The organism is Aquisalimonas lutea, from assembly GCF_030409225.1.
In the GTDB taxonomy this organism is placed as follows: domain Bacteria; phylum Pseudomonadota; class Gammaproteobacteria; order Nitrococcales; family Aquisalimonadaceae; genus Aquisalimonas; species Aquisalimonas lutea.
Genome location: NZ_JAUFPK010000001.1, coordinates 350,604 through 373,570 on the forward strand (window position 1 = coordinate 350,604; position 22,967 = coordinate 373,570).

19 protein-coding genes and 1 tRNA gene are annotated in these 22,967 nt (G+C 70.0%); 12 read left to right on the forward strand and 8 right to left on the reverse strand.

Annotated elements, in window-relative coordinates; genetic code table 11:
* Nucleotides 1-14 precede the first annotated feature (14 nt).
* Together QWY84_RS01705 and QWY84_RS01710 are read right to left on the reverse strand one after the other, a co-directional pair.
* On the reverse strand, nucleotides 15-1,049 hold the full coding sequence (locus QWY84_RS01705; protein WP_290200718.1) for a TAXI family TRAP transporter solute-binding subunit: 1,035 nt from the start codon (nucleotides 1,047-1,049) through the stop codon (nucleotides 15-17).
* A 238-nt stretch (nucleotides 1,050-1,287) separates the two neighbouring features.
* Nucleotides 1,288-1,361, reverse strand: a tRNA-Gly gene (locus QWY84_RS01710).
* Nucleotides 1,362-1,488: 127 nt separating this feature from the next.
* Between QWY84_RS01710 and thiS the strand changes: the two genes are divergently transcribed.
* The 6 genes from thiS to nfi all read left to right on the forward strand — a co-directional run bounded on the left by thiS (nucleotide 1,489) and on the right by nfi (nucleotide 5,556).
* The gene (thiS, locus tag QWY84_RS01715) at nucleotides 1,489-1,689 is read left to right on the forward strand and encodes a sulfur carrier protein ThiS (protein WP_290200719.1); all 201 of its coding nucleotides are present in this window, start codon (nucleotides 1,489-1,491) and stop codon (nucleotides 1,687-1,689) included.
* The gene (locus tag QWY84_RS01720; protein ID WP_290200720.1) at nucleotides 1,689-2,477 is read left to right on the forward strand and encodes a thiazole synthase; all 789 of its coding nucleotides are present in this window, start codon (nucleotides 1,689-1,691) and stop codon (nucleotides 2,475-2,477) included. The genes thiS and QWY84_RS01720 overlap by 1 nt, the downstream gene beginning before the upstream one ends.
* Before the next feature lie 7 nt (nucleotides 2,478-2,484).
* Nucleotides 2,485-3,210, forward strand: a complete 726-nt coding sequence (trmB, locus tag QWY84_RS01725) for a tRNA (guanosine(46)-N7)-methyltransferase TrmB (protein ID WP_290200721.1) — start codon at nucleotides 2,485-2,487, stop codon at nucleotides 3,208-3,210.
* Between the two features lie 52 nt (nucleotides 3,211-3,262).
* On the forward strand, nucleotides 3,263-4,297 hold the full coding sequence (locus QWY84_RS01730; protein ID WP_290200722.1) for an NADP(H)-dependent aldo-keto reductase: 1,035 nt from the start codon (nucleotides 3,263-3,265) through the stop codon (nucleotides 4,295-4,297).
* Between the two features lie 253 nt (nucleotides 4,298-4,550).
* Nucleotides 4,551-4,853: a DUF6763 family protein gene (locus tag QWY84_RS01735; RefSeq protein WP_290200723.1), complete on the forward strand. Its 303-nt coding sequence runs from the start codon at nucleotides 4,551-4,553 to the stop codon at nucleotides 4,851-4,853.
* A gap of 34 nt (nucleotides 4,854-4,887) precedes the next feature.
* Complete coding sequence (nfi, locus tag QWY84_RS01740) at nucleotides 4,888-5,556, forward strand: deoxyribonuclease V (protein ID WP_290200724.1); 669 nt, start codon at nucleotides 4,888-4,890, stop codon at nucleotides 5,554-5,556.
* A gap of 6 nt (nucleotides 5,557-5,562) precedes the next feature.
* On the opposite strand, the gene QWY84_RS01745 is transcribed toward nfi, so the two are convergent.
* Entirely contained in the window at nucleotides 5,563-6,939 is a 1,377-nt protein-coding gene (locus tag QWY84_RS01745; RefSeq protein ID WP_290200725.1) for a response regulator, read from the reverse strand.
* A gap of 197 nt (nucleotides 6,940-7,136) precedes the next feature.
* Between QWY84_RS01745 and QWY84_RS01750 the strand changes: the two genes are divergently transcribed.
* Both QWY84_RS01750 and QWY84_RS01755 read left to right on the forward strand, forming a co-directional pair.
* Nucleotides 7,137-7,520 carry a DUF6394 family protein gene (locus tag QWY84_RS01750; RefSeq protein ID WP_290200726.1) on the forward strand — a complete coding sequence of 128 codons (384 nt, stop codon included), beginning with the start codon at nucleotides 7,137-7,139 and terminating at the stop codon, nucleotides 7,518-7,520.
* 4 nt (nucleotides 7,521-7,524) lie between these two features.
* On the forward strand, nucleotides 7,525-9,252 hold the full coding sequence (locus QWY84_RS01755; RefSeq protein ID WP_290200727.1) for a potassium channel family protein: 1,728 nt from the start codon (nucleotides 7,525-7,527) through the stop codon (nucleotides 9,250-9,252).
* On the opposite strand, the gene QWY84_RS01760 is transcribed toward QWY84_RS01755, so the two are convergent.
* The 3 genes from QWY84_RS01760 to QWY84_RS01770 all read right to left on the reverse strand — a co-directional run bounded on the left by QWY84_RS01760 (nucleotide 9,236) and on the right by QWY84_RS01770 (nucleotide 13,962).
* Nucleotides 9,236-9,640, reverse strand: a complete 405-nt coding sequence (locus QWY84_RS01760; protein ID WP_290200728.1) for a tetratricopeptide repeat protein — start codon at nucleotides 9,638-9,640, stop codon at nucleotides 9,236-9,238. The genes QWY84_RS01755 and QWY84_RS01760 overlap by 17 nt on opposite strands.
* Before the next feature lie 159 nt (nucleotides 9,641-9,799).
* Nucleotides 9,800-11,167, reverse strand: coding sequence for an AmpG family muropeptide MFS transporter (locus QWY84_RS01765; RefSeq protein ID WP_290200729.1), 1,368 nt, complete (start codon nucleotides 11,165-11,167; stop codon nucleotides 9,800-9,802).
* Between the two features lie 62 nt (nucleotides 11,168-11,229).
* Nucleotides 11,230-13,962, reverse strand: a complete 2,733-nt coding sequence (locus QWY84_RS01770) for a cation-transporting P-type ATPase (protein ID WP_290200730.1) — start codon at nucleotides 13,960-13,962, stop codon at nucleotides 11,230-11,232.
* A 184-nt stretch (nucleotides 13,963-14,146) separates the two neighbouring features.
* Here QWY84_RS01770 and trxB point away from each other — a divergent pair, with 184 nt between their 5' ends.
* Nucleotides 14,147-15,145 (forward strand): thioredoxin-disulfide reductase, encoded by a 999-nt coding sequence (gene trxB, locus QWY84_RS01775; protein WP_290200731.1) that lies wholly within the window; start codon nucleotides 14,147-14,149, stop codon nucleotides 15,143-15,145.
* Between the two features lie 154 nt (nucleotides 15,146-15,299).
* Entirely contained in the window at nucleotides 15,300-15,623 is a 324-nt protein-coding gene (locus QWY84_RS01780) for a glutaredoxin family protein (RefSeq protein WP_290200732.1), read from the forward strand.
* 145 nt (nucleotides 15,624-15,768) lie between these two features.
* Here QWY84_RS01780 and QWY84_RS01785 read toward each other — a convergent pair whose 3' ends face one another.
* Entirely contained in the window at nucleotides 15,769-16,542 is a 774-nt protein-coding gene (locus QWY84_RS01785) for an exodeoxyribonuclease III (protein ID WP_290200733.1), read from the reverse strand.
* Nucleotides 16,543-16,819: 277 nt separating this feature from the next.
* Nucleotides 16,820-18,004 (reverse strand): acetyl-CoA C-acyltransferase family protein, encoded by a 1,185-nt coding sequence (locus tag QWY84_RS01790; protein ID WP_290200734.1) that lies wholly within the window; start codon nucleotides 18,002-18,004, stop codon nucleotides 16,820-16,822.
* Nucleotides 18,005-18,401: 397 nt separating this feature from the next.
* Here QWY84_RS01790 and icd point away from each other — a divergent pair, with 397 nt between their 5' ends.
* Together icd and ppc are read left to right on the forward strand one after the other, a co-directional pair.
* Nucleotides 18,402-20,162, forward strand: coding sequence for an NADP-dependent isocitrate dehydrogenase (gene icd, locus QWY84_RS01795; protein WP_290200735.1), 1,761 nt, complete (start codon nucleotides 18,402-18,404; stop codon nucleotides 20,160-20,162).
* 125 nt (nucleotides 20,163-20,287) lie between these two features.
* The gene (ppc, locus tag QWY84_RS01800) at nucleotides 20,288-22,933 is read left to right on the forward strand and encodes a phosphoenolpyruvate carboxylase (protein WP_290200736.1); all 2,646 of its coding nucleotides are present in this window, start codon (nucleotides 20,288-20,290) and stop codon (nucleotides 22,931-22,933) included.
* Nucleotides 22,934-22,967: the final 34 nt, after the last annotated feature.

The following is a 22,967-nucleotide window of genomic DNA, read 5'->3' on the forward strand; positions in this document are numbered from 1 at the left end:
CATGCGGGACGAGATCAGTACACCCAGTCGTCCCACTCCTCGTTCCAGGCGTCGTTCTCGCGCAGGAAGCGGGCCAGGCCCGGGTGCACCGGCACGCTGCCGCCGGAAGCGGCCACGCCCCGGCGCTGCATCTCCACCATGTTCTCGTCGATCTGGGTGAAGGAGCCGTTGGCCTCCGCCAGCTCACCGGAGTGCTCCTGGATCAGCGTGAGCATCTCGTAGACGTCCTCCTCGGGCACTTCCGGCCCCAGGTGGAAGCCGTAGAAGAACGGCACGAAGTACGCCTGGTCGACGCCCGGGTCGCTGTCGAAGTTCTCCACGCCGATGGAGACCACCTCCATGCCCGCCTCCCGGATCATCTCGCGCTCCTCGGCACTGGGGTTGAGGATGGCGGAGTCCGAGGACAGCATCGCTTCGTTCACCCAGGGCGACGGCGTGGTCTCGCCGGCGGTGTAGGCGATGAAGCCGTCGATGGTGCCCTCGTCCAGCGACGAGCCGGCAATGCTGATGTCGATCTCCGTGTACTCGTGGCCCACGTCGACGGCGTCCATGGCCCGCTCGAGCTGGGCGCGGACGTCCCACGGCGCCGGACCGGTGAACACGGACTTGCCGGACAGGTCCCGCCAGCCGTCGAACTCCTGCTGGTCCTCGGCACGGACGGCGAGCCCCACCTCCATGGTGTAGGCCCAGAACGTCTGCACGGGCTGGCGCTCCATGTTGTCCTGGAAGCCCTCGAAGCGGCCGGCGTTGTTGGCGAGCTCCTGGAACGCGACATCCGCCCCGTAGTAGCCGTCGAACTCACCCAAGGCATAGCCACGCACGGTGGCGATGGCACCGGCGGTCGGCAGCACGGTGATGGAATAGCCGTCCCATTCCCGGTTCAGCATGGCCATCAGGTCGACGTTGACGGCGTGGCCGGTGGAGCCCACCGACGATGTGGCCCAGCGGATCTGGGTGGTGTCCTGGGCCGTTGCGGTACCGGCCGCGCCGGCGGCCAGCGCGGCGACAGCGACGGCGCCCAGGGTGGTCTGCAGCGTTCGAGTGATCATTGTCTCCTCCATGTTCTTGATCTTTTCCCGCCGGCAGCACGTGCGTGTGCCGTCTGCGGCTGCATCGTCAGGATGCACGGCGCGCGGCGGAGCGCCGGGCGCCAGGGTCGGGAAGGAATCGACCCAGTTACGAGTGTGGTTTGCGGTCACTACGGGGTCAAGTTGCCCCGCACGGGGACGCCGGAACGAACGCGGCCATGAACCGGCCAAACACGGGGAGGAGGCAAGAGAGAGGAAATGGAGCGGGTGATGGGAATCGAACCCACATTAAGAGCTTGGGAAGCTCCCGTTCTACCATTGAACTACACCCGCTCGGGACGCGCATCAATGTAGCGGCGATGGCAGTGGATTGGCAAGCCCCGCGGGCGGTCGCCGCCGGATTCCTGTTAGAATGGGACGTAGATACGGCGAGCCAGCACGGAGTCAGGATTTTCCGAGCATGCATATCGAGCTCAATGGCGAACGCACCGACATCCCGGACGCCGCGACGGTGGCGGACCTGGTCTCCCGCCTGGAGCTGACGCAGCGGCGCATCGCCGTGGAGGTCAACGAGGACGTGGTGCCGCGCAGCCGCTTCGGGCAGCACCATCTGCACCCGGAAGACCGGGTGGAAATCATCCATGCCATCGGGGGTGGCTAGTGTCGACGAGCGACGACGCACTGGTGATCGGCGGCCGTTCCTACCAGTCGCGCCTACTGGTGGGAACCGGCAAGTACCGCGACCTGGACGAAACCCGGGCCGCCATCGAGGCCAGCGGGGCGGAGATCGTCACGGTGGCGCTGCGGCGCTCCAATATCGGCCAGGATCCGGACCAGCCCAATCTCCTGGACGTGCTGCCGCCGGACCGCTACACGATTCTCCCCAACACCGCCGGCTGCTACACGGCACGGGACGCCGTGCGCACCTGCCGCCTCGCCCGGGAGCTCCTGGGCGGCCACCAGCTGATCAAGCTGGAGGTCCTCGGCGACGAGAAGACCCTCTACCCGGAGATGCGGGAGACCTTCCGTGCCGCCGAGGAGCTGGTGGCCGACGGCTTCGAGGTCATGGTGTACATGAACGACGATCCCGTGGCCGCCCGGCAGCTGGAGGAGATCGGCTGCGTGGCGGTGATGCCGCTGGCCGCCCCCATCGGCTCCGGCCTGGGCATCCAGAACCGCTACACGCTGCTGGAGATCATCGAGCAGGCCGGCGTGCCGGTGCTCGTCGACGCCGGCGTCGGCACGGCCTCGGACGCGGCCGTCGCCATGGAGCTGGGATGCGACGGCGTGCTCATGAACAGCGCCATCGCCGGCGCCCGGGAGCCGGTGCGCATGGCCGCGGCCATGCGCCAGGCCGTGGCCGCGGGGCGCGAGGCCTGGCGCGCCGGGCGCATTCCCCGCAAGCGCAACGCCAGCGCCTCGTCGCCCCTGTCCGGGACGTTCTTCTGAAGCGGCCATGGCGAGCAACGACGACGTTCGCCACCACCGGCCCATACGCAGCTTCGTCCGGCGCGAGGGGCGCCTGACCGAATCCCAGCGCCAGGCGCTGGAGACCCTGTTGCCCGACTACGGCCTGCCGGCGGACAACCGCGTCCTGGACCTGGCCGCCGCCTTCGGGCGCCGCGCCCCCGTGGTGCTGGAGGTGGGCTTCGGCAACGGTGAATCCCTGGCCGCCATGGCCGCCGCCCACCCGGAACGCGACTACCTCGGCGTGGAGGTGCACCGCCCCGGGGTCGGCCGCCTGCTCAACCGGGTTGCTGCCGAGGGCCTGACCAACATCCGGGTCGTCGAGCATGATGCCGTGGAGGTCATGCGCTACCAGCTGCCGGAGGCGTGCCTGGCCGGGATCCAGCTCTTTTTCCCGGACCCCTGGCCGAAGAAGCGCCATCACAAGCGCCGCATCGTCCAGCCGGCCTGGGTGGAGCTGGCCGCCAGCCGGCTGCAGCCCGGCGGCTGGCTGCACATGGCCACGGACTGGGAGGACTACGCCTGGCACATGCTCGACGTCATGGAGGCCAGCCGGGCGTTCGAGAACACGGCGGGCGCGGGCCGGTTCGCCGGCGACGCCGGCGAGCGGCCCCGCACCAAGTTCGAGGAGCGCGGCACCCGCAAGGGCCACGCCGTCTACGACCTCGTCTACACGCGCCGGGCGAATGCCTCTCCGGACCACCCGGACGCATAGCGAGCAATCTTCTTGGGGAATGCTTACGGACCCATTAGGGGGGGAACGAACCATGGAATATCGTCCGCTGGGTACCACCGGCACCGACGTCAGCCTGATCTGCCTGGGCACCATGACCTGGGGCGAGCAGAACACCGAGGCCCAGGCGCACGAGCAGCTGAGCTACGCCGTGGACCAGGGCATCAACTTCATCGACACCGCGGAGATGTACCCGGTACCGCCGAAGGCCGAGACCGCCGGACGCACGGAGGAATACATCGGCACCTGGCTGCGCAACCGCCCGGACCGCGACCGCCTGGTCCTGGCCAGCAAGATCGCCGGGCCGGGTCTGGATCACTGCCGCGACGGCGCTTCCCGCCATACGCCGGAGCAGCTCCGGGAGGCCGTGGACGGCTCCCTGCGGCGGCTGCAGACCGACTACATCGATCTCTATCAGCTCCACTGGCCGGCCCGCAGCGCCAACTACTTCGGCCGGCTGGGCTACCGCCCCAAGGACGACGACATTCTCACGCCCCTGGAGGACACCCTCGAGGGCCTGGACAAGCTGATACGCGAGGGCAAGATCCGCTGGATCGGCGTGTCCAATGAAACGCCCTGGGGCGTGATGAAGTTCCTGGAGCTGGCCGAGGCCCGCGGCTGGCCGCGCATGCAGTCGATCCAGAACCCGTACAACCTGCTCAACCGCACCTACGAGGTGGGGCTGGCCGAGGTGAGCCACCGCGAGCGCTGCGGACTGCTCGCCTACTCCCCGCTGGGCTTCGGCATGCTCAGCGGCAAGTATCTCAACGACCAGTGGCCGGAGGGGGCCCGGCTGACCCTGTTCAGCCGCTTCACCCGCTACCTCAATGAAGCTGGCAGGGCGGCCACGGCGGAGTACGTGAAGATCGCGCACAAGCACGGCCTCGACCCCGCCCAGATGGCGCTTGCCTGGGTGAACAGCCGGGCGTTCGTCACCAGCAACATCATCGGCGCCACCAGCATGGAGCAGCTGCGCAGCAACATCGCCAGCGCGGACGTGGCGCTGGGCGAGGACGTCCGGGAGGAGATCGAGGCGATCCACGACCGCATGCCCAACCCCTGCCCCTAGGGCACACTGAACAATTCGCTACAGGCCTTGCCCTGGCAGCGGGCGGGTTCTATACCTACGGAACCGTGGCATCGAATGCCGCGGCTTCGTTCGCGCAGCCGGGGCGGCTTCGTCCCGGATTGCGCGTTCTTCCGGCGGGCTTGCGATCCCGCTCCGTTGCCGAGCGTCCGCCATCCCTGTACGGCACTGTCGCTGCGCAGGGACCGGCAGACGCTGGAAACCGCAGGTGCGCTCCTGCGGAGGAGGAGCAGGCATGGGCACACACTACCAGCCGGTCGTCGGCGACTGGTACGAGACGGCGACGGGCGAGGCGTTCGAGGTCGTGGCGCTGGACCCGGACGAGGGGACCCTGGAGATCCAGTATTTCGATGGCGCCATCGAGGAGCTGGAGCTGGAGACGTGGCTGGAGCTGGACCTGATTCCCATCGAACCGCCGGAGGATTACTCCGGATCGCTGGACATCTCCCGGGAGGACTACGGCATCGAGACCGACGACGGCTCGCGCAGCCTCCACTTCGGCGGCAACCCGCTGGAGGGGTTCGATTTCGAGCGCTGACCGCCCGCCCGGAAACCACGCGGGAGGGCCCCCGGTGACCGGGTCGGCACCCCATGACTGGGACGTGGACGCCGCGACCGCGGGCCGACTGCAGCAGCGGCTGGCGGCGCAGGTGCGTCTCCGCGACGAGACCGGCGGTACCGCCACCGTCGCCGGCGTGGATACGGGCTTCGAGGCCGACGGCACGGTCGCCCGGGCATGCATCGCCGTTTTCAGCTGGCCGGCGCTGACCCCGCTGACCCGGGTCGTGGGCCGGTGCCCGGTGACCTTCCCCTACATCCCGGGCTATCTGTCGTTCCGGGAGATGCCTGCCATTCTCGAAGCCGTGGACCGGCTCGCCGAGCTGCCCGACCTGCTCCTGTGCGACGGCCAGGGCATCGCCCACCCGCGGCGTCTCGGCATCGCCTCGCATCTGGGGGTGTGGCTGGACCGCCCGAGCATCGGCGTCGGCAAGAGCCGCCTGTGCGGCCGCTTTACGCCGCCGGCGCCGGACAAGGGCGCGAGCGCGCCGCTGCTGGACGGTGACGAGCGCATCGGCACCGTGCTGCGCAGCCGTACGCGGGTGCGACCGCTGTTCATCTCGCCGGGCCACCGGGTGAGCCACGCCGCCGCCGTGGACTGGGTGCTGGCCTGCACCGGGCGCTACCGCCTGCCCGAGCCCATCCGGGCGGCCGACCGGATCGCCTCGGGCAGGGCGCGCTGAGCGCGATCAGACGGCCAGCAGGAGTGCCGCCAGCACCCCGACGGCCAGCACCGCGCCGCCCACGAGCATGTAGTGCCGGGTGCGGGCGTGCGCGGCATGGGCCTCGGCGGCCGCGGACTCCGCCGCCGCCGCGACCGCCTCCTTGAGCATCGCTTCCGAGCCCCTTTCCACGGCCTTGTCCACCGCCCCGGCGGCGGCTTCCGCGGCCACGTCCCGCACCCACTGATCCAGCGCATTCTTGAGCACGGGAACCCCGTGGTCGTTGAGAGACGCGATGAGCTGCTCCCGGAAGACCTCGCTGTCCGCCAGTCCCTCCAGGCGCTGGGTCAGCACGGCATCCACCTGCGCCGTAACGGCTTCCGTGTCCGGGCCCGAGGCCTCCTGGCGGGCCAGCGCTCGCTCGGCGGCCTCGCCGGCGGCGTCGCGGGCGGCCTGCTCGGCTTCCCGGCGGATACGCTCCGCCGCCTGCTTCACCGCCTGCTCGGCGGCCGTGCCGGCGGCCTCCACCGCCGTTCGATGAACCTGCTCGTTGTCCTGGCGGAGCTCGTCGCGCAGGGCGGCCAGCCGCTGATCGAGATCCCCGGGGGCCGCGGCGGATTCGTCCAGCCGCTGCTGCAGGGTGTCCTCCATCTCGGCGCGCACCCGCTGCAGCTGGTGCTGCCAGTGGACACCGGCCTCGTCCAGCTGCCGCTCCACCTCGTCCCGCGCGGAGTCGCGGGCGGCCTGCACCGCCCGGCGCTGCAGCTCATCCGCATCGGGCCCGGTGGCCGTTGCCTCGGGCCCGGCAGGCTGCGCACGTTCGGTCTCGCGGGCGGGGAACCCAGCCGCTGCCGACGGCGCGGAAGCGGGCTCGGGCTCCGGAACGGCCGCGGGTCCGCCGGATGCGGGCCCGGCAGGGACATCCTCCGGGGCATCCGGCTCGTCCGCCGGCGCCGCTGCCGTCGTGCTTCCGGCACGGGACGCGTCACCGGCCTCCTCGTCCACGAGCGCGTCGGGATCCGGGGCCGGCGGCTGCCAGCTCTGTACGTCCCGGAGCACCGTATCCAGGCCGTCGTCGCTGGTGGGCTTGGACAGGAAACCGCAGATGCCGATCTCCCGCGCACGCGCGCGGTCGCTGTCGCTGTCCTGGGAGGTATACATGACCAGGGGCAGCGGATCGCGCTCGGGCAGTGCCTGGATGGCACGGGCGGCCTCGAAGCCGTCCATGTCCGGCATCATGTAGTCGAGAAAGACCACGTCCGGGGTGTTGCCGCGCAGGTAGTCGATGGCCTCGCCGCCGGAGCCGGCCACATCCACCTCCAGGCCGCGCCGCGTCAGCTGCTTGCTCAACGCCACCCGCGCCAGCCGCGAGTCATCCACCACGAGGGCCTTGCGAAGCGTCATCGATTTCCTCCCTGGCAGGGGCCGGGACGGCTGACCCCGGCCGTGCGCTGCAAGCGGGCCGCGGCGGGCCCAACGGTTACCCCGGCACTATGGCACGAACGCCGGCCCGGGTTTTGCGGGACCAGTCACAGACTCCGCCTCGTGGCCAAGATGCTACGGTAACCGGCAGGACCTTTGCCGTTACGGGAGCCGACTGCATGAACCTCGAAAAGGTGGTCTTCGGATTCTTCATCCTGCTGGCGCTGACGCTGAACTTCGGATTCTTTCTCGGCGAATTCGACAATCCGGCCCACCACGACGTCTACGAGTTCTTCGCCGCTCTCGTGGTCAGCCTGATCGCCACGGTACTCAAGTTCGGCGAGCGCACGCAGATCGGCGCCGTGCTGCTCGCGGCCAGCCTGGTCGCCGACCTCCAGCTCATCGCCGCGGCCCTGGTCTGGGGCATCGCGGTGCACGTCGCCGACACCGGGCTCACGCCGTCGGTGATGGCGAGCATCGTCTCGCTGTCCGGCGGCGCCCTGCTCGCCAACCTGGTCTCGGCCACCCTGCTGGTCGTCGAGACCTCCAGCCTGCAGCGCTGACGCCATGACGAATGCCGTGGTTCCACTGATCCTGCGCCGGATGCGCATGCCGCTGCTGGTTCTCATCAGCGCGTACGCCATCGCCGTGGTCGGGCTCACCCTGATGCCGGGCCAGACCCCCGACGGCGAGCCCTGGCGAATGGATTTCTTCCACGCATTCTACGTCGTTACCTACACCGCACCGACCATCGGCTTCGGCGAGATCCCGTACGAGTTCACCGGTGCCCAGCGCCTGTGGGTGACCTTCAGCATCTATCTGACGGTGCTCTCCTGGCTGTATGCCGTGGGCACCATCATAGCCCTGATCCAGGACCCGTCCTTCCGCGGCGCAATGAAACGGGGCCGGCTGCGCCGCGCCGTGCGACAGATGAGCGAGCCCTTCTACATCGTCTGCGGCTACGGCGACACCGGCGGCCTGCTGGTGCGGGCCCTGACGGAGCACCGGCGGCGCGCCGTGGTCGTGGACCACCGCGAGAGTGCCATCCACAGCCTGGAGCTGCGCGACCTCAAGGTCCACGTACCCGGCTTCCACCTGGACGCCGAGCACCCGGAAAACCTGGACACCGCCGGGCTGCGGCACCGCTGGTGCGCCGGCATCATCGCGGTCACCGACAGCGACCACGCCAACCTCAAGGTCGCCCTGACCAGCAAGCTGCTCAACCCCGGCATGACCGTGGTGGCGCGTTCCCAGACGGCGGCCGGCGCGGCCAATATCGCGTCCTTCGGCACCGACTCCGTGGTCAACGCCTACGACGCGTTCGCCGACCGGCTCGTACTCGCCATTCGCACGCCCGACATGCACCGCATCCTGGACTGGCTCACCGGCATCCCCGCCACGCCGCTGCGGGAGCGCCCGCAGCCGCCGGCCGGGACATGGATCATCTGCGGCTATGGCCGGCTCGGTCGCGCCGTCTGCCGCGACCTCGCCCGGCAGGGGATCCGCACGGTACTGGTGGACGAGGACCCGGTGGGCAACGGCTGCCCGCCCGACACCATCCCGGGCAAGGGGACCGAGGCCCATACCCTGCGGGCGGCCGGGATCGACCGCGCCAGTGCGCTGCTCGCCGCCACCGACGACGATGCCGACAACCTGTCCATCGTCATGACGGCGCGGCAGATCAACGACACCATCTATCTCGCCGCCCGGGAGAACGAGCTCTCCAGCAAGCCGCTGTATCAGGAGGCGGGCATCGATCTGCTCGTCGAGCCCAGCTATATCCTGGCGAGCCGGATCCTGTCCGTGCTCAACGCCCCGCTCCTGGAGGACTTCCTGGCGCAGGCACGCGCCCGGGACAAGGACTGGCAGCACCGCCTGATGGGGCACATCCGCGCGGTGGCGTGCGGTACCACGCCGGAGACGTGGACGCTGCGGGTCAGCCGCAACCGCGCCCCGGCCGTGCTCCGGGCCCTGGATCGCGACCGGCCGGTGACGCTGGCGGGCATCACCCATCACCCGCGGGACCGCCGGCGGCCGCTGGACTGTATTGCGCTCGCCCTGGTACGCGAGGGGGAGATGACCCTGCTTCCCGGACCGGAGACCGCGCTGGCCTCCGGCGACCGCATCCTGTTCTGCGGCTCCAGCCGCGCACTGGGACTGATGCGGGTGCCGTTGCAGCACGACCGCAACCTGCACTACATGCTTACCGGCGAGAGCCACCCGGACAGCGGCATCTGGCGCTTCCTCGCCCGGCGACACGGGCCGGACGGACCGGCGCCTACTCGCCCGCGATGATGGCCTCGTCGCTGCGCGACTCCAGCCACTCCCGCGCGTGGCTGCAGCCGTTGATGGCGGCCCGATAGAACCAGTGCACCGCCTGCCGGTAGTCCACCGCGACGCCGCGCCCCTCGGCGTACATGACGCCGAGGTTGTGCTGCGCCTCGGCGTGATCCTGCTCGGCGGCCGCCTGCAGCCAGGACACGGCCAGCTCGCCGCTGCGAGGCACACCCTGGCCGGTGGCGTGGAGAAAGCCCAGCGCGTGCTGGGCGTCCGGCAGACCGCGCAGGGCCGCCTGCCGATAGAACCGGGCCGCGGTCTCCATGTGCATGGCCACGCCGTCACCCATCTCGTAGCGGCGGCCGATGGCGTAGGCCGCCTGTGCCATGTCTTTACTCGTCGTCATTGTTGTTCCCGCCCTTTCCAGCGTACTACCTGCTACCTCAGTCTGCCCGGGATAAAAGCAGGATTCGGGCCAACATTTTTATTATTTCAAAAACAGCATCTTATATTTTCTCTTCGGGGTTGCTGACACACGCCGGCACCCGAGCACGTCAACATGCGGTCACGCTGCGTCACCCGGCCGACGCATGCCGCCGTCCGGGTGCGCCACCCGGAGCAGCACCACGGCGAGCGCCACCGCGGGCAGGCCGAGGCCGGCGGCGCCGACGAAGAACCAGAACCACCCCACCTGCTCCGCCGCCCAGCCGGTGAATCCGCCCAGGAACTGCCCGGGAAGGGTCATCAGGGAGCTGAACAGCGCGTACTGCGTGGCCGTGTAGGCGCTATTGGTCAGGCTCGCGAGATAGGCGAGCAGCACGGCGACGGCCATGCCGCCGGTGACATTGTCCGCGATGATCGCGACCACCAGCCCGTGCACCTCGGGGCCCAGCACGGCCAGCCACGAGAACGTCAGGTTCGTCAGCGGCGCCATGACGGCGGTGAAGATGAGCATGCGGGCAATGCCGAAACGGACCACCAGGGCGCCCCCGGCCAGGGCGCCGCCCAGGGTCATGGCCAGGCCGAAGGCCGCGGCCACGTTGGCGATCTGCCCCTTGGTGAATCCCAGGTCCAGGTAGAAGGGGTTCGCCATCACCCCCATGAAGATATCGCTGATCCGGAACGTGCCCACGAACAGCAGTACCGTTAGCGCCGCCAGCCCGTAGCGCCGGAAGAAGTCGGCGAACGGGCAGACCACCGCCCCCAGGAACCACGCCGTCAGATCCCGCCGCCAGCCCCGGTGGTGGGTCCGGGCCAGGTAGTCGGTCACCCGCTGTTCCAGCCGGTGGGTGTCCGCGGAGACCTGCGCCCGCGGCTCCCGCACCACCAGCGTGGTCACCAGCCCGACGCCCATGAACACCGCCATGGCCAGGTACGCCAGGCTCCAGTTGGCCACGTCGGCCACGTGCAGCGCGCCGGCGCCGGCCAGCAGAATCGCCATGCGGTAGCCGGTAACGTAGGTCGCCGCCGCCGCGCCCTGGCGGTGGGTCTCCAGGGCCTCCACCCGGTAGGCGTCCACGGCGATATCCTGGGTCGCCGAGCCGAAGGCGGTGAGCACCGCCCAGACCGCCACCAGCCACAGATCCGCCACCGGGTCCGTGAAGGCCATGCCCAGCAGGCCCAGCGCCACGGTCAGCTGGGCCAGCAGGATCCACGCCCGCCGCCGCCCCAGCAGCCGCGTCAGCCCCGGCAGGGTCAGCCGGTCCACCAGGGGCGCCCACAGGACCTTGATGCTGTGGGCGATACCCACCCAGCTGAGAAAGCCGATGGCCGCCAGCTCCACGCCGAGGTCCCGGAGCCACGCGGTAAAGGTGCCGCCCACCAGGAGCAGGGGAAGACCGGCGGAGAACCCGAGGAACAGCATGACCAGTACGCGCGGGTGGGCGTACACGCGCAGGGCGCGGAAACGGCTGGCCGGTTCGGGTGTGTCCATGGCGGTCCCCGCTACTCGCGATGCGGCGACTGTACCCTCGTCGGCACCGCGGCGAAAGCGGGTCATGCCCCTCGGGCGGCGCGCCGCGGGCGGGACCGGAACCGCGCCAGCAGCGACTTCTCCAGCTCCACCGCCAGGAATACCGCGACTCCCGCGGCGATCACGGGCAGCCAGTCGACCACCCCCAGGGGCCGGGTGCCGAACAGCAGCTGCAGGGGCGGTGCATAGGTGAACAGCAGCTGCAGCACGACGATGCCGGCGATGGCCCCGGGCACCCAGGGATTGCCCCGCAGCGGGCCGGAAGCCAGCGCCGGCTGCGCGACGAAGCGGGCGCTGACCAGGTAGAACGCCTGGCAGACCACCAGCGTGTTCACGGCCACGGTGCGGGCGTGGTCGACGGCCTCCGGCCCGGCCGAGGCATGCAGGAACAGCCCGAAGGTCGCGACCACCAGCAGAACGGCCACGAAAGCCACCCGCCACACCAGGAAGGCCGACAGGATGGGCTCGCCCGGCGGCCGCGGCGGGCGGGCCATGACGCCCGCTTCCGCGGGCTCGAAGGCCAGCGCCAGGCCCAGGGTCACCGCCGTGACCATGTTCACCCACAGGATCTGCACCGGGGTGATGGGCAGCAGCACGCCGGCCAGCACCGCGGCGATGATCACCAGGGCCTGGCCGCCATTGGTGGGCAGCAGGAACAGCAAGGCCTTGCGCAGGTTGTCGTAGACCGTGCGGCCCTCCTCCACGGCGCGGGCGATGGAGGCGAAGTTGTCGTCGGCCAGCACCATGTCACTCGCCTCGCGCGAGACATCGGTGCCCTTCAGGCCCATGGCGACGCCGACGTCGGCGCGCTTGAGCGCCGGCGCGTCGTTGACGCCGTCGCCGGTCATGGCGACCCGCTGCCCCGCCGCCTGCAGGGCCTGCACGAGGCGCAGCTTGTGCTCCGGGCTGGCCCGGGCGAAGACATCCGTGGACTGCACCGCCTCCCGCAGGGCGGCATCATCCATGGCTTCCACCTCGCGGCCGGTGAGCACGCGCAGGCCGTCGCCGATACCCAGGTCGCGGCCGATGGCGCGGGCCGTGCGGGCATGATCGCCGGTAATCATCTTGATGCGGATGCCCGCGTCCCGGCACTGGCGGACCGCGGCGACGGCCTCGTTCCGGGGCGGATCGATCATGCCGACCACGCCCAGCAGCACCAGCCCGGCCTCGACGTCGGCGAAGGACAGGTCATGATGGTCGCTGTCGGCCGGCCGGGTCGCCAGGGCCAGCAGCCGCTGCCCGGCATCGCCCATGCGGTCCATGACCTCGTGCCAGCGGCCGCGGTCCAGCGGCGCCTCGGTGCCGTCCGGGCCGCGCTGCCGCGAGCACATGTCCAGGATGCGCTCCGGCGCGCCCTTGACCAGGATCACCCGGCCGCCGCGGTGGTCGTGGTGCAGCGTGGCCATGAAGCGGTGCTCGGACTCGAACGGAATCCCGTCCACGCGCGGGTTGTCGTCGTGATGCGCCACCGGGTCCAGGCCGGCCTTCATGGCCAGCGCGACCAGCGCCGCCTCGGTGGGATCGCCCGTTGCGTGCCATTCCCCGGCGCGGTGCTCGACGCCGGCATCGTTGCATAGCAGCGCCGCGCGCAGGAGCTCGGCGAGGCCCGAGTCGTCCTCCGCCGTGACCGCGGCGCCGCCGCGCTCCACCGCGCCGTCGGGACCGTAGCCGACGCCGCTGACCGCGTACTCCGCCGCCGCGGTCGCCGCGCTGCGCACTGTCATCTCGTTGCGGGTCAGCGTGCCGGTCTTGTCGGAGCAGATCACCGTCACCGAGCCCAGCGTCTCCACCGCCGGCAGCTTGCGGATGATGGCGTTGCGCCCAGCCATCCGCTGCACCCCGATGGCCAGTACGATGGTCAGGATCGCCGGCAGGCCCTCGGGGATCGCGGCCACCGCCAGGCCCACCGCCGCCAGGAAACCTTCGGCCCAGGCATACCCGCGGACCAGCACGCCGAAGACAAAGGTCGCCGCCGCGGCCGCCAGCACGACGCCGGCGAGCCGGCGGCCGAACACGGCGATCTGGCGCAGCAGCGGCGTGGTCAGCGCATCCACCTCCTCCAGCATGGCACTGATCCGGCCGATCTCCGTGGCGGCCGCGGTGGCCACGACCACGCCGGTGCCCTGGCCGTAGGTCACCAGCGTGCCGGAGAACGCCATGCCCAGGCGGTCACCGGGCACGGCCTCGGCGGCAACGGGCCGCGGGTGCTTTTCCACGGCCCCGGACTCGCCCGTGAGAATGGCCTCGTCGACGCGGAGCTCGCGGGTACGCAGCAGGCGCAGGTCCGCCGGGACCTTGTCGCCGGACTGCAGCACCACGATATCGCCGGGCACGAGCGCCTCGGCGGCAATGGTGCGCCTGCGCCCCCCGCGCACGACGGTGGCCTGCGGGGAGAGCATGTCGCGGATGGCGTCCAGCGCGCGCTCGGCCTTGCCCTCCTGCACCACGCCGATGACGGCGTTGATCACCACCACGCCGAGGATCACCACCGTATCCACCCAGTGCCCGAGCAGGGCCGTGACCAAGCCCGCGCCGAGCAGCACGTAGATCAGCACGTTGTGGAACTGCAGGAGAAAGCGCATCACGACGCCGTGGCGCCGGGGCGGCGGCAGGCGGTTGGGGCCGTACCGTTGCAGGCGCACCCCGGCATCGCTGTCGTCCAGCCCGTCGGCGTCCGAGGCCAGGGCCGCCAGCACCGCCTCCGGCTCCTCGGCGTGCCACGGCCGCGGCGCCTCCCCCGTGGTCGTCCCGGTCATCCGGCCCCCTTGGTCGTTGTCCCTTGCAGTTGTCGCCCCCATTTTCCTGCAATGCAACACACGCATCTTGACCGCGGTCAACCCGGAGGGGCTGCCCGTGTGGCCAGGCCCTGTGTGCGTTACAGTATGCAGTCATGGCGATGCGCTCACCGCGGGCGCCTTACCGGATTTCCGAGGAGTGAACATGAGCGACACCCGACACCAGCGTCTCCTGATCCTGGGCTCCGGCCCGGCGGGTTACACGGCAGCCGTCTACGCCGCCCGGGCCAACCTCGAGCCCGTGCTGGTCACCGGCATGGAGATGGGCGGCCAGCTGACCACCACCACCGACGTGGACAACTGGCCCGGCGACGTGGAAGGGCTGCAGGGCCCGGATCTCATGGAGCGCATGAAGGCGCACGCCGAGCGCTTCGGCACCGAGGTCCTCTTCGATCACGTCCATACCGTGGATCTCGGGCAGCGCCCGCTGCGCCTGGAAGGCGACATGGGCAGCTACACCTGCGACGCCCTGATCATCGCCACCGGCGCCAGCGCCCAGTACCTGGGCCTGGAATCGGAGAGCACGTTCATGGGCAAGGGCGTGTCGGCATGCGCCACCTGCGACGGGTTCTTCTATCGCAACCAGAAGGTGGCCGTGATCGGGGGCGGCAACACGGCGGTGGAGGAAGCGCTGTACCTGTCCAACATCGCATCGCACGTGACCCTGGTCCACCGCCGCGACGAGCTGCGGGCGGAGAAGATCCTCCAGGACAAGCTGTTCGCCAAGGCGGATGCCGGCCAGGTCACCCTGCAGTGGAACCATACCCTGGACGAGGTGCTGGGGGACGACTCCGGCGTCACCGGCGCGCGCGTCAAGCACACCGGGACGGGGGAGACCACCGATCTGGACGTCTCCGGGGTGTTCATCGCCATCGGCCACAAGCCCAACACGGACATCTTCCAGGGCCAGCTGGACATGCAGGGCGGCTATATCCTGGTCAAGGGCGGCCTGGACGGCGACGCCACGGCCACCAGCGTCCCCGGGGTGTTCGCCGCCGGCGACGTCATGGACCACGTCTACCGGCAGGCAGTGACCTCCGCCGGCACGGGCTGCATGGCAGCGCTGGACGCCGAGCGCTACCTGGACCGGCTGCCCGAGCATACGGAGGCCGCGGAGCCGGCGGAGACCATCGCCGGCGCCTGAGGCATCAGGAACATTCATGGGTTTCGGGCTTGTGAAACGGCCCGTGAGGCCCCAGGCTTACGGAAATGAGGAGAAGCAAGGCCGGGGCGGCGAGTCGCATGCTGCCCGGGCCGACAGGATTCCCGCGAACCCTAGAGAGCCGAAGACGAGAGCCATGGCGACAAGCCCGCAGAACCCAGCCGTTGTCACCAGAAGCCCCGAGGAGCAGGAACAGGTCGACCGCGAGACGGACAAGCTCGCGCTGTACTACTACGAGACCTGCCCGTTCTGCATCCGCGTGCTGCGCACCATCGAACGGCTCCGGCTCAAGATCGAGCTGCGCAATATCCGCAAGGTGCCGGCCTACCGGGAGCAGCTGCTGCAGGGCGGCGGTGACAGCACCGTCCCGTGCCTGCTGATCCACAACGATGACGGCTCCATGGAGTGGCTCTACGAGTCCGACGCCATCATGAGCTACCTGGAAAAGCGCTTCGCGTAGCGGCGGTGGTGCATGGCCCGCTGCGTGGGGCGAGGGCCCGGGGGCTTTCATTGGAACGACTAGCGGAGCCCCGGAGTTCCAATGAAAGCCCCCGGGCCCTCGCCCCACGCAGCGGGAGACCGACCCGTCCCCGCCGCGAACCCACCTAGAGTCTCCAGTCGTAATCCACGACCAGCGGGGCGTGATCGGAGAAGCGCTCGTCGGTGTAGACCCAGGCGTCGCGGAGATACGGCCTCAGGCCCGGCGTGACGATCTGGTAGTCGATGCGCCACCCCGTGTTGTTGTCCCAGGCGCGGCCGCGGTTCGACCACCAGGTGTACTGCTCGCGCTCCGGGTACAGCGCCCGGTAGGCGTCCACCCAGCCCAGCTCCGAGAAGATCCGGTCCAGCCATTCCCGCTCGTGGGGCAGGAAGCCGGAGTTCTTCTGGTTGCTGCGCCAGTTCCGCAGGTCGATGCGCTGGTGGGCGATATTCCAGTCGCCGCAGATGATGTACTCGCGGTCGTCGGCCATCCAGGCGCGGAGCTGCTCCAGGAACCCCTCCATGATGCCTTCCTTGACCTCCTGGCGGGTGTCCCCGGACGAGCCGGAAGGGAAGTACAGGGAGATGACCGACAGGCGCCCGAAACGGGCCTCGATGAGCCGCCCCTCGGTGTCGAACTCCGGCCAGCCCAGCCCGCGGATGACCTCGTCCGGCTGCCGGCGGGCGTAGAGGCCCACGCCGCTGTAGCCCTTCTTCTCCGCCGGGTGGTAGTGGACGTGGTACTCCCCGGGGTAGAACGGCCGCGCAGGCAGCTGCTCCTCCTGGGCCTTGAGCTCCTGGAGGCAGACGACATCCGCCTGCTGCCCGGGCAGCCAGTCGAAGAACCCCTTGCGGGCGGCGGCACGGATGCCGTTGCAGTTGAGGCTCATGATGCGCATGGGATACACGTTGGCAGTTGGATTCGTATGAACCGTAGGAGCGACGTCAGTCGCGACCTTCCAGAGAACCTCATTCGTGCAACGGTCGCGGCTGAAGCCGCTCCCACAGGATCCTGCAGCAGGCTTTACCGAAGTCGTGTAGGAGCGGCTTCAGCCGCGACTTTCCAGGGCATCCGGTTCTCTGGAATGTCGCGACTCACGTCGCTCCTACGCGCCATTCCGGTCGCCGGAGCCCCATGACTCGCGGCAACCGACGGGCTGAACGACGAGCCCGTAATTACATGCGCTCGAACAGCGCCGCGATGCCCTGGCCGCCGCCGATGCACATGGTCACCACCGCGTAGCGGCCGCCGGTGCGCTGGAGCTCGTAGAGCGCCTTGACGGTGAGATTGGCCCCGGTGGCGCCGATGGGATGGCCCAGGGAAATGCCGCTGCCGTTGGGGTTGACCTTCTGCTCGTCCAGCTCCAGGTCGCGCACCACGGCCAGGGCCTGGGCGGCGAAGGCCTCGTTGATCTCCCAGACATCCACCTGGTCGGTGCGCACGCCGGTGCGCTCCATGAGCGACCGCACCGCCGGTACCGGGCCGATGCCCATGTACTTGGGGTCCACCGCCGCCACCGTCGCGTCCACCAGCCGGCCCATGGGCTTGAGCCCGGCCCGGTCGGCCGCGCCGGCCTCCATCATGGTCACCGCCGCGGCGCCGTCGTTCAGTGACGAGGCATTACCCGCGGTCACGGTGCCGCCCTCGCGCTTGAACACCGGCTTCATGCCCGCCAGCGCCTCGAGGTCGGTATCGCGGCGCGGGCCCTCGTCGGTATCGAAGACCTTGGTGCCCTTCCGGCTCTTGATCTCCACCGGCATGATCTGGTCCCGGAACCGCCCCTCGTCGATGGCGTTCGCCGCGCGCCGGTGGCTCTCCGCGGCCAGGGCGTCCTGGTCCTCGCGGGAGACGCCCCACTTCTCCGCCACGTTCTCGGCGGTGATGCCCATGTGGCACTTGTCGAACGGGTCCGTCAGGGCGCCGACCATGGCGTCGACCATGACCCCGTCGCCCATGCGCTGGCCCCAGCGCCCGGACGGCAGCCAGTACGGCGCCCGGGACATGGCATCGCCACCGCCGCCGACCACGCACTCGGCGTCGCCGCTGCGGATGTAGCCCGCGGCAGTGACGATGGCCTGGAGCCCGCTGCCGCACAGCCGGTTGAGCGTCAGCGCCGGCGTGTTATGCGCCAGCCCGCCGTTGATCGCGGCCACCCGCGCCAGGTACATGTCGCGCGGCTCGGTGTGAATGACATTGCCGAACACCACGTGGCCCACCTGCTCCGGGTCCACCCCGGCGCGCCGCACCGACTCGCGCAGGACGTCGGCGACCAGGTCCCCCAGGGAGACGTCCTTCAGCCCGCCTCCGTAGGTGCCGATGGCCGTTCGGGTTCCGCCTACCACTACGACTTCGCGCGTCATGACAAACCCTCCTCGATCATGGTCGAGGCATTGTAGACAGCCCCCGCACCGGTGTCGACGCGCGGGCGCCGGCTGGGCGTTCCTTGAACGCTCCCGGCGCCCGGGGCAGAATAACCCCCCGCTGCAGGTGCGCTAGCGCTGATCCGCAGGTGTCGCAGGAGCTGCAAAACGGCCCGCGCCTGCGTTGATCGCCCCGCCCCGGTGTGCGCGCGCTGATCACGAGCCGGTGGCCTGCCGCCGCCGGACCGTGGGCGTCCGGCGCAAGGTTTATACTCAGGGCTGACAGGGCAACGCCCCTGTACAGGCCGCCCGGCCGCGAACCGTGACGCCCGGCGATCCCGGGCGTCGGGGCCACCCCCCGTTGACGGGCGCGGCGCGAACCACCAGAGGAGGACGCATGACCGGACACATCTCTTACCCCAGCGGCGGCGAGAAGATCTCCGTCAAAGACGGTACGATCCAGGTCCCCGACAACCCGATCCTCGGCTACGTGGAGGGTGACGGCATCGGGCCGGATATCACGCGCGCCTCCATGCGCGTCTGGGACGCCGCGGTGGAAAAGGCCTACGGCGGCAAGCGCAAGATCCACTGGGCGGAGCTGTTCATGGGGGAGAAGGCCGCCGGCATGTACGACGGCGACTACTTCCCGCAGGAAACCAAGGACGCCCTGCAGGACCTCCTCGTCTCCATCAAGGGCCCTCTCACCACGCCGGTGGGCGGCGGTTTCCGGTCGCTGAACGTGGCCCTGCGCCAGGACCTGGATCTCTACGCCTGCGTGCGCCCGGTGCGCCACTACGACGGCGTGCCCTCCCCGCTGCAGCACCCGGAGGACGTGGACGTGGTGATCTTCCGGGAGAACACCGAGGACGTCTACGCCGGCATCGAGTACCAGTCCGGCACCCCGGAGAACCGCAAAGTCGCCGACTTCCTGCGCAACGAGATGGGCGAGCGTTTCTTCGAGGACGCCGGCATCGGCGTCAAGCCCATTTCCGAGTTCGGCAGCAAGCGCCTGGTGCGCAAGGCGATCCAGTACGCCGTCGACAACAACCGCGAGAGCGTCACCCTCGTCCACAAGGGCAACATCATGAAGTTCACCGAGGGGGCGTTCCGCTCCTGGGGGTATGAGCTTGCCCGCGAGGAGTTCGGCGACGTCACCATTACCGAGGAAGAGCTCTACAGCACCTACGGCGGCAAGCGGCCCGAGGGCAAGGTGGTCATCAAGGACCGCATCGCCGACATCATCTTCCAGATGATGCTGCTGCGGCCCAACGAGTTCGACGTCATCGCCACCATGAACCTCAACGGCGACTATCTCTCCGACGCCGTCGCCGCCGAGGTGGGCGGCGTGGGCATCGCCCCCGGCGCCAACATGAGCGACAACATCGCCGTGTTCGAGGCCACCCACGGCACCGCGCCCAAGTACGCCAACCAGGACAAGGTGAACCCGGGCTCGCTGCTGTTCTCCGGCGTGATGATGCTCCACCACATCGGCTGGTCCGAGGCCGCGGACCTGATCAGCGCCGCCTACGAGCAGGTGGTCACCAGCAAGATCGTTACCTACGACTTCGCCCGCCAGATCGAGGGGGCCTCGGAGGTGCGCACCAGTCAGTTCGCCGACGCCATCATCGCCGAGATGCAGGGCGGCCTGGACCTGGAGCAGTTCCGCTCCGAGCGCGACCAGGCCATCGAGAAGGACCGCAAGGCCCGGGAGCTCCGCCGCGTATCCTCGCCGCTGGAGGAGATGATCGCCTCGGGCCGCATCCCGCACACCGTGGGCGATCTCATGAACCCCAGCCCGGTGTCCGTGCCCGCCGACACCAGCGTCGAGGACGCCATGCACCTGATGCGCGAGAAGGGCATCAGCAGCGTCATCGTGCGCCCCGGCGAGGACGGCGAATGGGGCATCATGACCCAGCGCGACGTCCTCGCGCGGATCGTCCAGCCCAGTCGGCGCCCGAACACCGTCAAGGTCGGCGAGGTGGCGTCCAAGCCGCTGGTCACCGTGCCCGTGGACATGACCCTGCACGACTGCGCCGAGAAGATGGGCGGCAGCAACATCCGCCGCTGCGCGGTCAAGGACAAGGACCAGGAGCCCATCGGCATCATCTCCGATACGGACATCTTCGCCAGCGTCGAGCAGTTCGGCCTGCCGGAGTAATGCCGGCACCGGCGTGATCGGCACGGACGCGGGCACGACCGGCGCCGTCCCCCTCCCGCAACCCATGGGAGGGGCCGGCGCCGGGTCCCTCCGGTAGTCCCGGGACACGCAGCACCGAGGTCGTCATGACCGACCGAACCAGTACCGATCAACCCCTGCGCGACGACATCCGCGAGCTGGGCGACCTGCTCGGCGCCGTGATCCGCGAGCAGGGCGGCCAGCAGCTGTTCGAGACCATCGAGACCATCCGGCGCCTGGCCAAGCAGGCCCGGGAGGGCGACGACCAGGCGGCCCTGCGCCTCGAGGAGACGCTCACGGGGCTGGACGACGAGATGATCATGCCCGTCGTCCGCGCCTTCTCCCACTTCCTCAACCTGGCCAACATCGCCGAGCAGCACCACCGGGTGCGCCGCAGCCGGGCCTGGGCCCTGGACCCCGACTCCGGGCCGCTGCGCGGCTCCCTGGAGGAAGGATTCGCGCGGGTGGCCGCGGTCACCGACCCGGACGACCTGTTCGAGGCCGTGTGCAACATGCAGGTGGGCCTGGTGCTCACCGCCCACCCCACGGAGATCACGCGGCGCACGCTGCTGCAGAAGCACAACACCATCGCCAGCCTGCTGGAGACCCAGGACCGCTTCGATCTCACCCCGGAAGAGACGGACGAGCTGGGCACCGCGCTCAAGCGCGAGATCACCGCCGCCTGGTACACCGACGAGATCCGCCAGCGCCGGCCATCGCCCCTGGATGAGTCCCGCTGGGGCTATGCCGTGGTGGAGCAGACCCTGTGGAACGCCATCCCCCGCCACGCCCGGCGCCTGGACCGCATCCTGCGCCACCATACCGGCCGGGGCCTGCCGCTGGACGTCGCCCCCATCCGCTTCGGCTCGTGGATGGGCGGCGACCGCGACGGCAACCCGCGCGTCACCGCCCGGGTCACCCGCAACGCCTGCCTCATGGCCCGCTGGCAGGCGGCCAGCCTGTACGAGCGCGAGGTGGGCCAGCTCATCTCCGAGCTGTCCCTGCAGTGCCGGGATGCCGAGCTCAGCGAGCAGGTGGGGGACGCCTGGGAGCCCTACCGGGTGCTGCTCAAGCGCGTGCGCGCACGCCTGCGGCTGACCCTGCGCTGGCTGGAAGCGCGCCTGGACGGCAAGGCCCCGCCGGAAGGCGAGATCTACCAGCACGCGGACGAGCTGCGCCGGCCTCTGCAGGACTGCTACTACTCCCTGCACCGCTGCGGCGCCGGAGTGGTCGCCGACGGCCGCCTGCTGGACCTGCTGCGACGGCTGAGCTGCTTCGGCCTGACCCTGATGCGCATCGACATCCGCCAGGAGGCCAGCCGCCACACCGACACCCTGGCCGCCATCACGCAGGCCCTGGGGCTCGGGGATTACGCTGCCTGGGACGAGGAGGCGCGCCAGGCCTTCCTGGTGCGCGAGCTCAACAGCCCCCGGCCGCTCATCCCAAGGGGCTTCGAGCCGTCGGAGGACGTCCAGGAGGTCGTGGACACCTTCCGCGTCATCGCCGAGCAGGGGCCGGAGAGCCTGGGCGCGTACGTCATCTCCATGGCGGCGCGGCCGTCGGACATCCTGGCGGTGGAGCTGCTACAGAAGGAGGCCGGCGTGCGGCACTACCTGCGCGTGGTGCCGCTGTTCGAGACCCTGGACGACCTCAATGGCGCCGAGGACTGCCTGGAGCGGCTGCTGGAGATCGACTGGTACCGCGGCCGCATCAACGGCCACCAGGAGATCATGATCGGCTATTCCGACTCCGGCAAGGACGCCGGCCACCTGACCGCGGCCTGGGCCCTGTACCAGACCCAGGAACGGCTGGTGGCCTGCTGCCGGCGCAACGGCGTGGCGCTGACGCTGTTCCACGGCCGCGGCGGTTCCATCGGCCGCGGCGGCGGGCCCACCCACGCCGCCATCCTGTCCCAGCCCCCGGGGTCGGTGAACGGCACCCTGCGGGTGACCGAGCAGGGCGAGGTCATCCAGGCGAAGTTCGGCCTGCCCGGCATCGCCCTGCGCAACCTGGAGCTCTACACCACCGCCGTGCTGGAGGCGACGCTGCAGCCCCCGCCGGAACCCCGCAAGGCCTGGCGCGAGCGCATGGACGCCCTGTCGGCGACGGCCGTGGCGAGCTACCGCGGCACCGTGCGCCACACGCCCGGGTTCGTGGACTACTTCCGCGCCGCCACGCCGGAGCAGGAGATCGCCGGGCTCACCATCGGCTCGCGCCCGGCGAAGCGCAAGCAGGACGGCGGGGTCGAGAGCCTGCGGGCGATCCCCTGGATCTTCAGCTGGACCCAGACCCGCCTGCTGCTGCCCGCCTGGCTGGGCGTCGGCGAGGCCCTGGGCGAGGCTCAGGCGGAGGGCCGCACCGGCGAGCTGCAGACCATGTTCCGCGAGTGGCCGTTCTTCCACGCCTTCCTGGACATGGTGGAAATGGTTCTCGCCAAGGGGGACCCGGACGTGGCAGGCCAGTACGATCGGCGGCTGGTCCCCGAGGAGCTGCAGCCGTTGGGCGAGGATCTGCGCGAGCGCTACCGGGCGACCCTGGAGGCCGTTCTCACCGTCACCGAACACGACCGGCCGCTGGCGGACTTCCCGGTGGTGCGCCGCTCGGTGGACGTGCGCAACCCCTACGTGGATCCGCTCAACCGCCTGCAGGTGGAGCTGCTCCACCGCGTGCGCCACCGCAACGAGGAGCACCTGCGCAAGGCCCTGCAGGTATGCATCAACGGCATCGCCGCGGGTATGCGCAATACGGGATAGACGTTTTCAGTTTTCAGTTCGCAGCTTGCGGCAA

What these genes read in the sequence shown, in the direction of transcription:
- QWY84_RS01765 (WP_290200729.1), bottom strand. Translation starts at nt 11,167, where the DNA reads ATGGACACACCCGAACCGGCCAGCCGTTTCCGCGCCCTGCGCGTGTAC.
- QWY84_RS01780 (WP_290200732.1), top strand. Translation starts at nt 15,300, where the DNA reads ATGGCGACAAGCCCGCAGAACCCAGCCGTTGTCACCAGAAGCCCCGAG.
- QWY84_RS01760 (WP_290200728.1), bottom strand. Translation starts at nt 9,640, where the DNA reads ATGACGACGAGTAAAGACATGGCACAGGCGGCCTACGCCATCGGCCGC.
- QWY84_RS01735 (WP_290200723.1), top strand. Translation starts at nt 4,551, where the DNA reads ATGGGCACACACTACCAGCCGGTCGTCGGCGACTGGTACGAGACGGCG.
- ppc (WP_290200736.1), top strand. Translation starts at nt 20,288, where the DNA reads ATGACCGACCGAACCAGTACCGATCAACCCCTGCGCGACGACATCCGC.
- QWY84_RS01755 (WP_290200727.1), top strand. Translation starts at nt 7,525, where the DNA reads ATGACGAATGCCGTGGTTCCACTGATCCTGCGCCGGATGCGCATGCCG.
- icd (WP_290200735.1), top strand. Translation starts at nt 18,402, where the DNA reads ATGACCGGACACATCTCTTACCCCAGCGGCGGCGAGAAGATCTCCGTC.
- thiS (WP_290200719.1), top strand. Translation starts at nt 1,489, where the DNA reads ATGCATATCGAGCTCAATGGCGAACGCACCGACATCCCGGACGCCGCG.
- trxB (WP_290200731.1), top strand. Translation starts at nt 14,147, where the DNA reads ATGAGCGACACCCGACACCAGCGTCTCCTGATCCTGGGCTCCGGCCCG.
- QWY84_RS01785 (WP_290200733.1), bottom strand. Translation starts at nt 16,542, where the DNA reads ATGCGCATCATGAGCCTCAACTGCAACGGCATCCGTGCCGCCGCCCGC.
- QWY84_RS01790 (WP_290200734.1), bottom strand. Translation starts at nt 18,004, where the DNA reads ATGACGCGCGAAGTCGTAGTGGTAGGCGGAACCCGAACGGCCATCGGC.
- QWY84_RS01705 (WP_290200718.1), bottom strand. Translation starts at nt 1,049, where the DNA reads ATGATCACTCGAACGCTGCAGACCACCCTGGGCGCCGTCGCTGTCGCC.
- QWY84_RS01750 (WP_290200726.1), top strand. Translation starts at nt 7,137, where the DNA reads ATGAACCTCGAAAAGGTGGTCTTCGGATTCTTCATCCTGCTGGCGCTG.
- QWY84_RS01745 (WP_290200725.1), bottom strand. Translation starts at nt 6,939, where the DNA reads ATGACGCTTCGCAAGGCCCTCGTGGTGGATGACTCGCGGCTGGCGCGG.
- QWY84_RS01730 (WP_290200722.1), top strand. Translation starts at nt 3,263, where the DNA reads ATGGAATATCGTCCGCTGGGTACCACCGGCACCGACGTCAGCCTGATC.
- QWY84_RS01770 (WP_290200730.1), bottom strand. Translation starts at nt 13,962, where the DNA reads ATGACCGGGACGACCACGGGGGAGGCGCCGCGGCCGTGGCACGCCGAG.
- trmB (WP_290200721.1), top strand. Translation starts at nt 2,485, where the DNA reads ATGGCGAGCAACGACGACGTTCGCCACCACCGGCCCATACGCAGCTTC.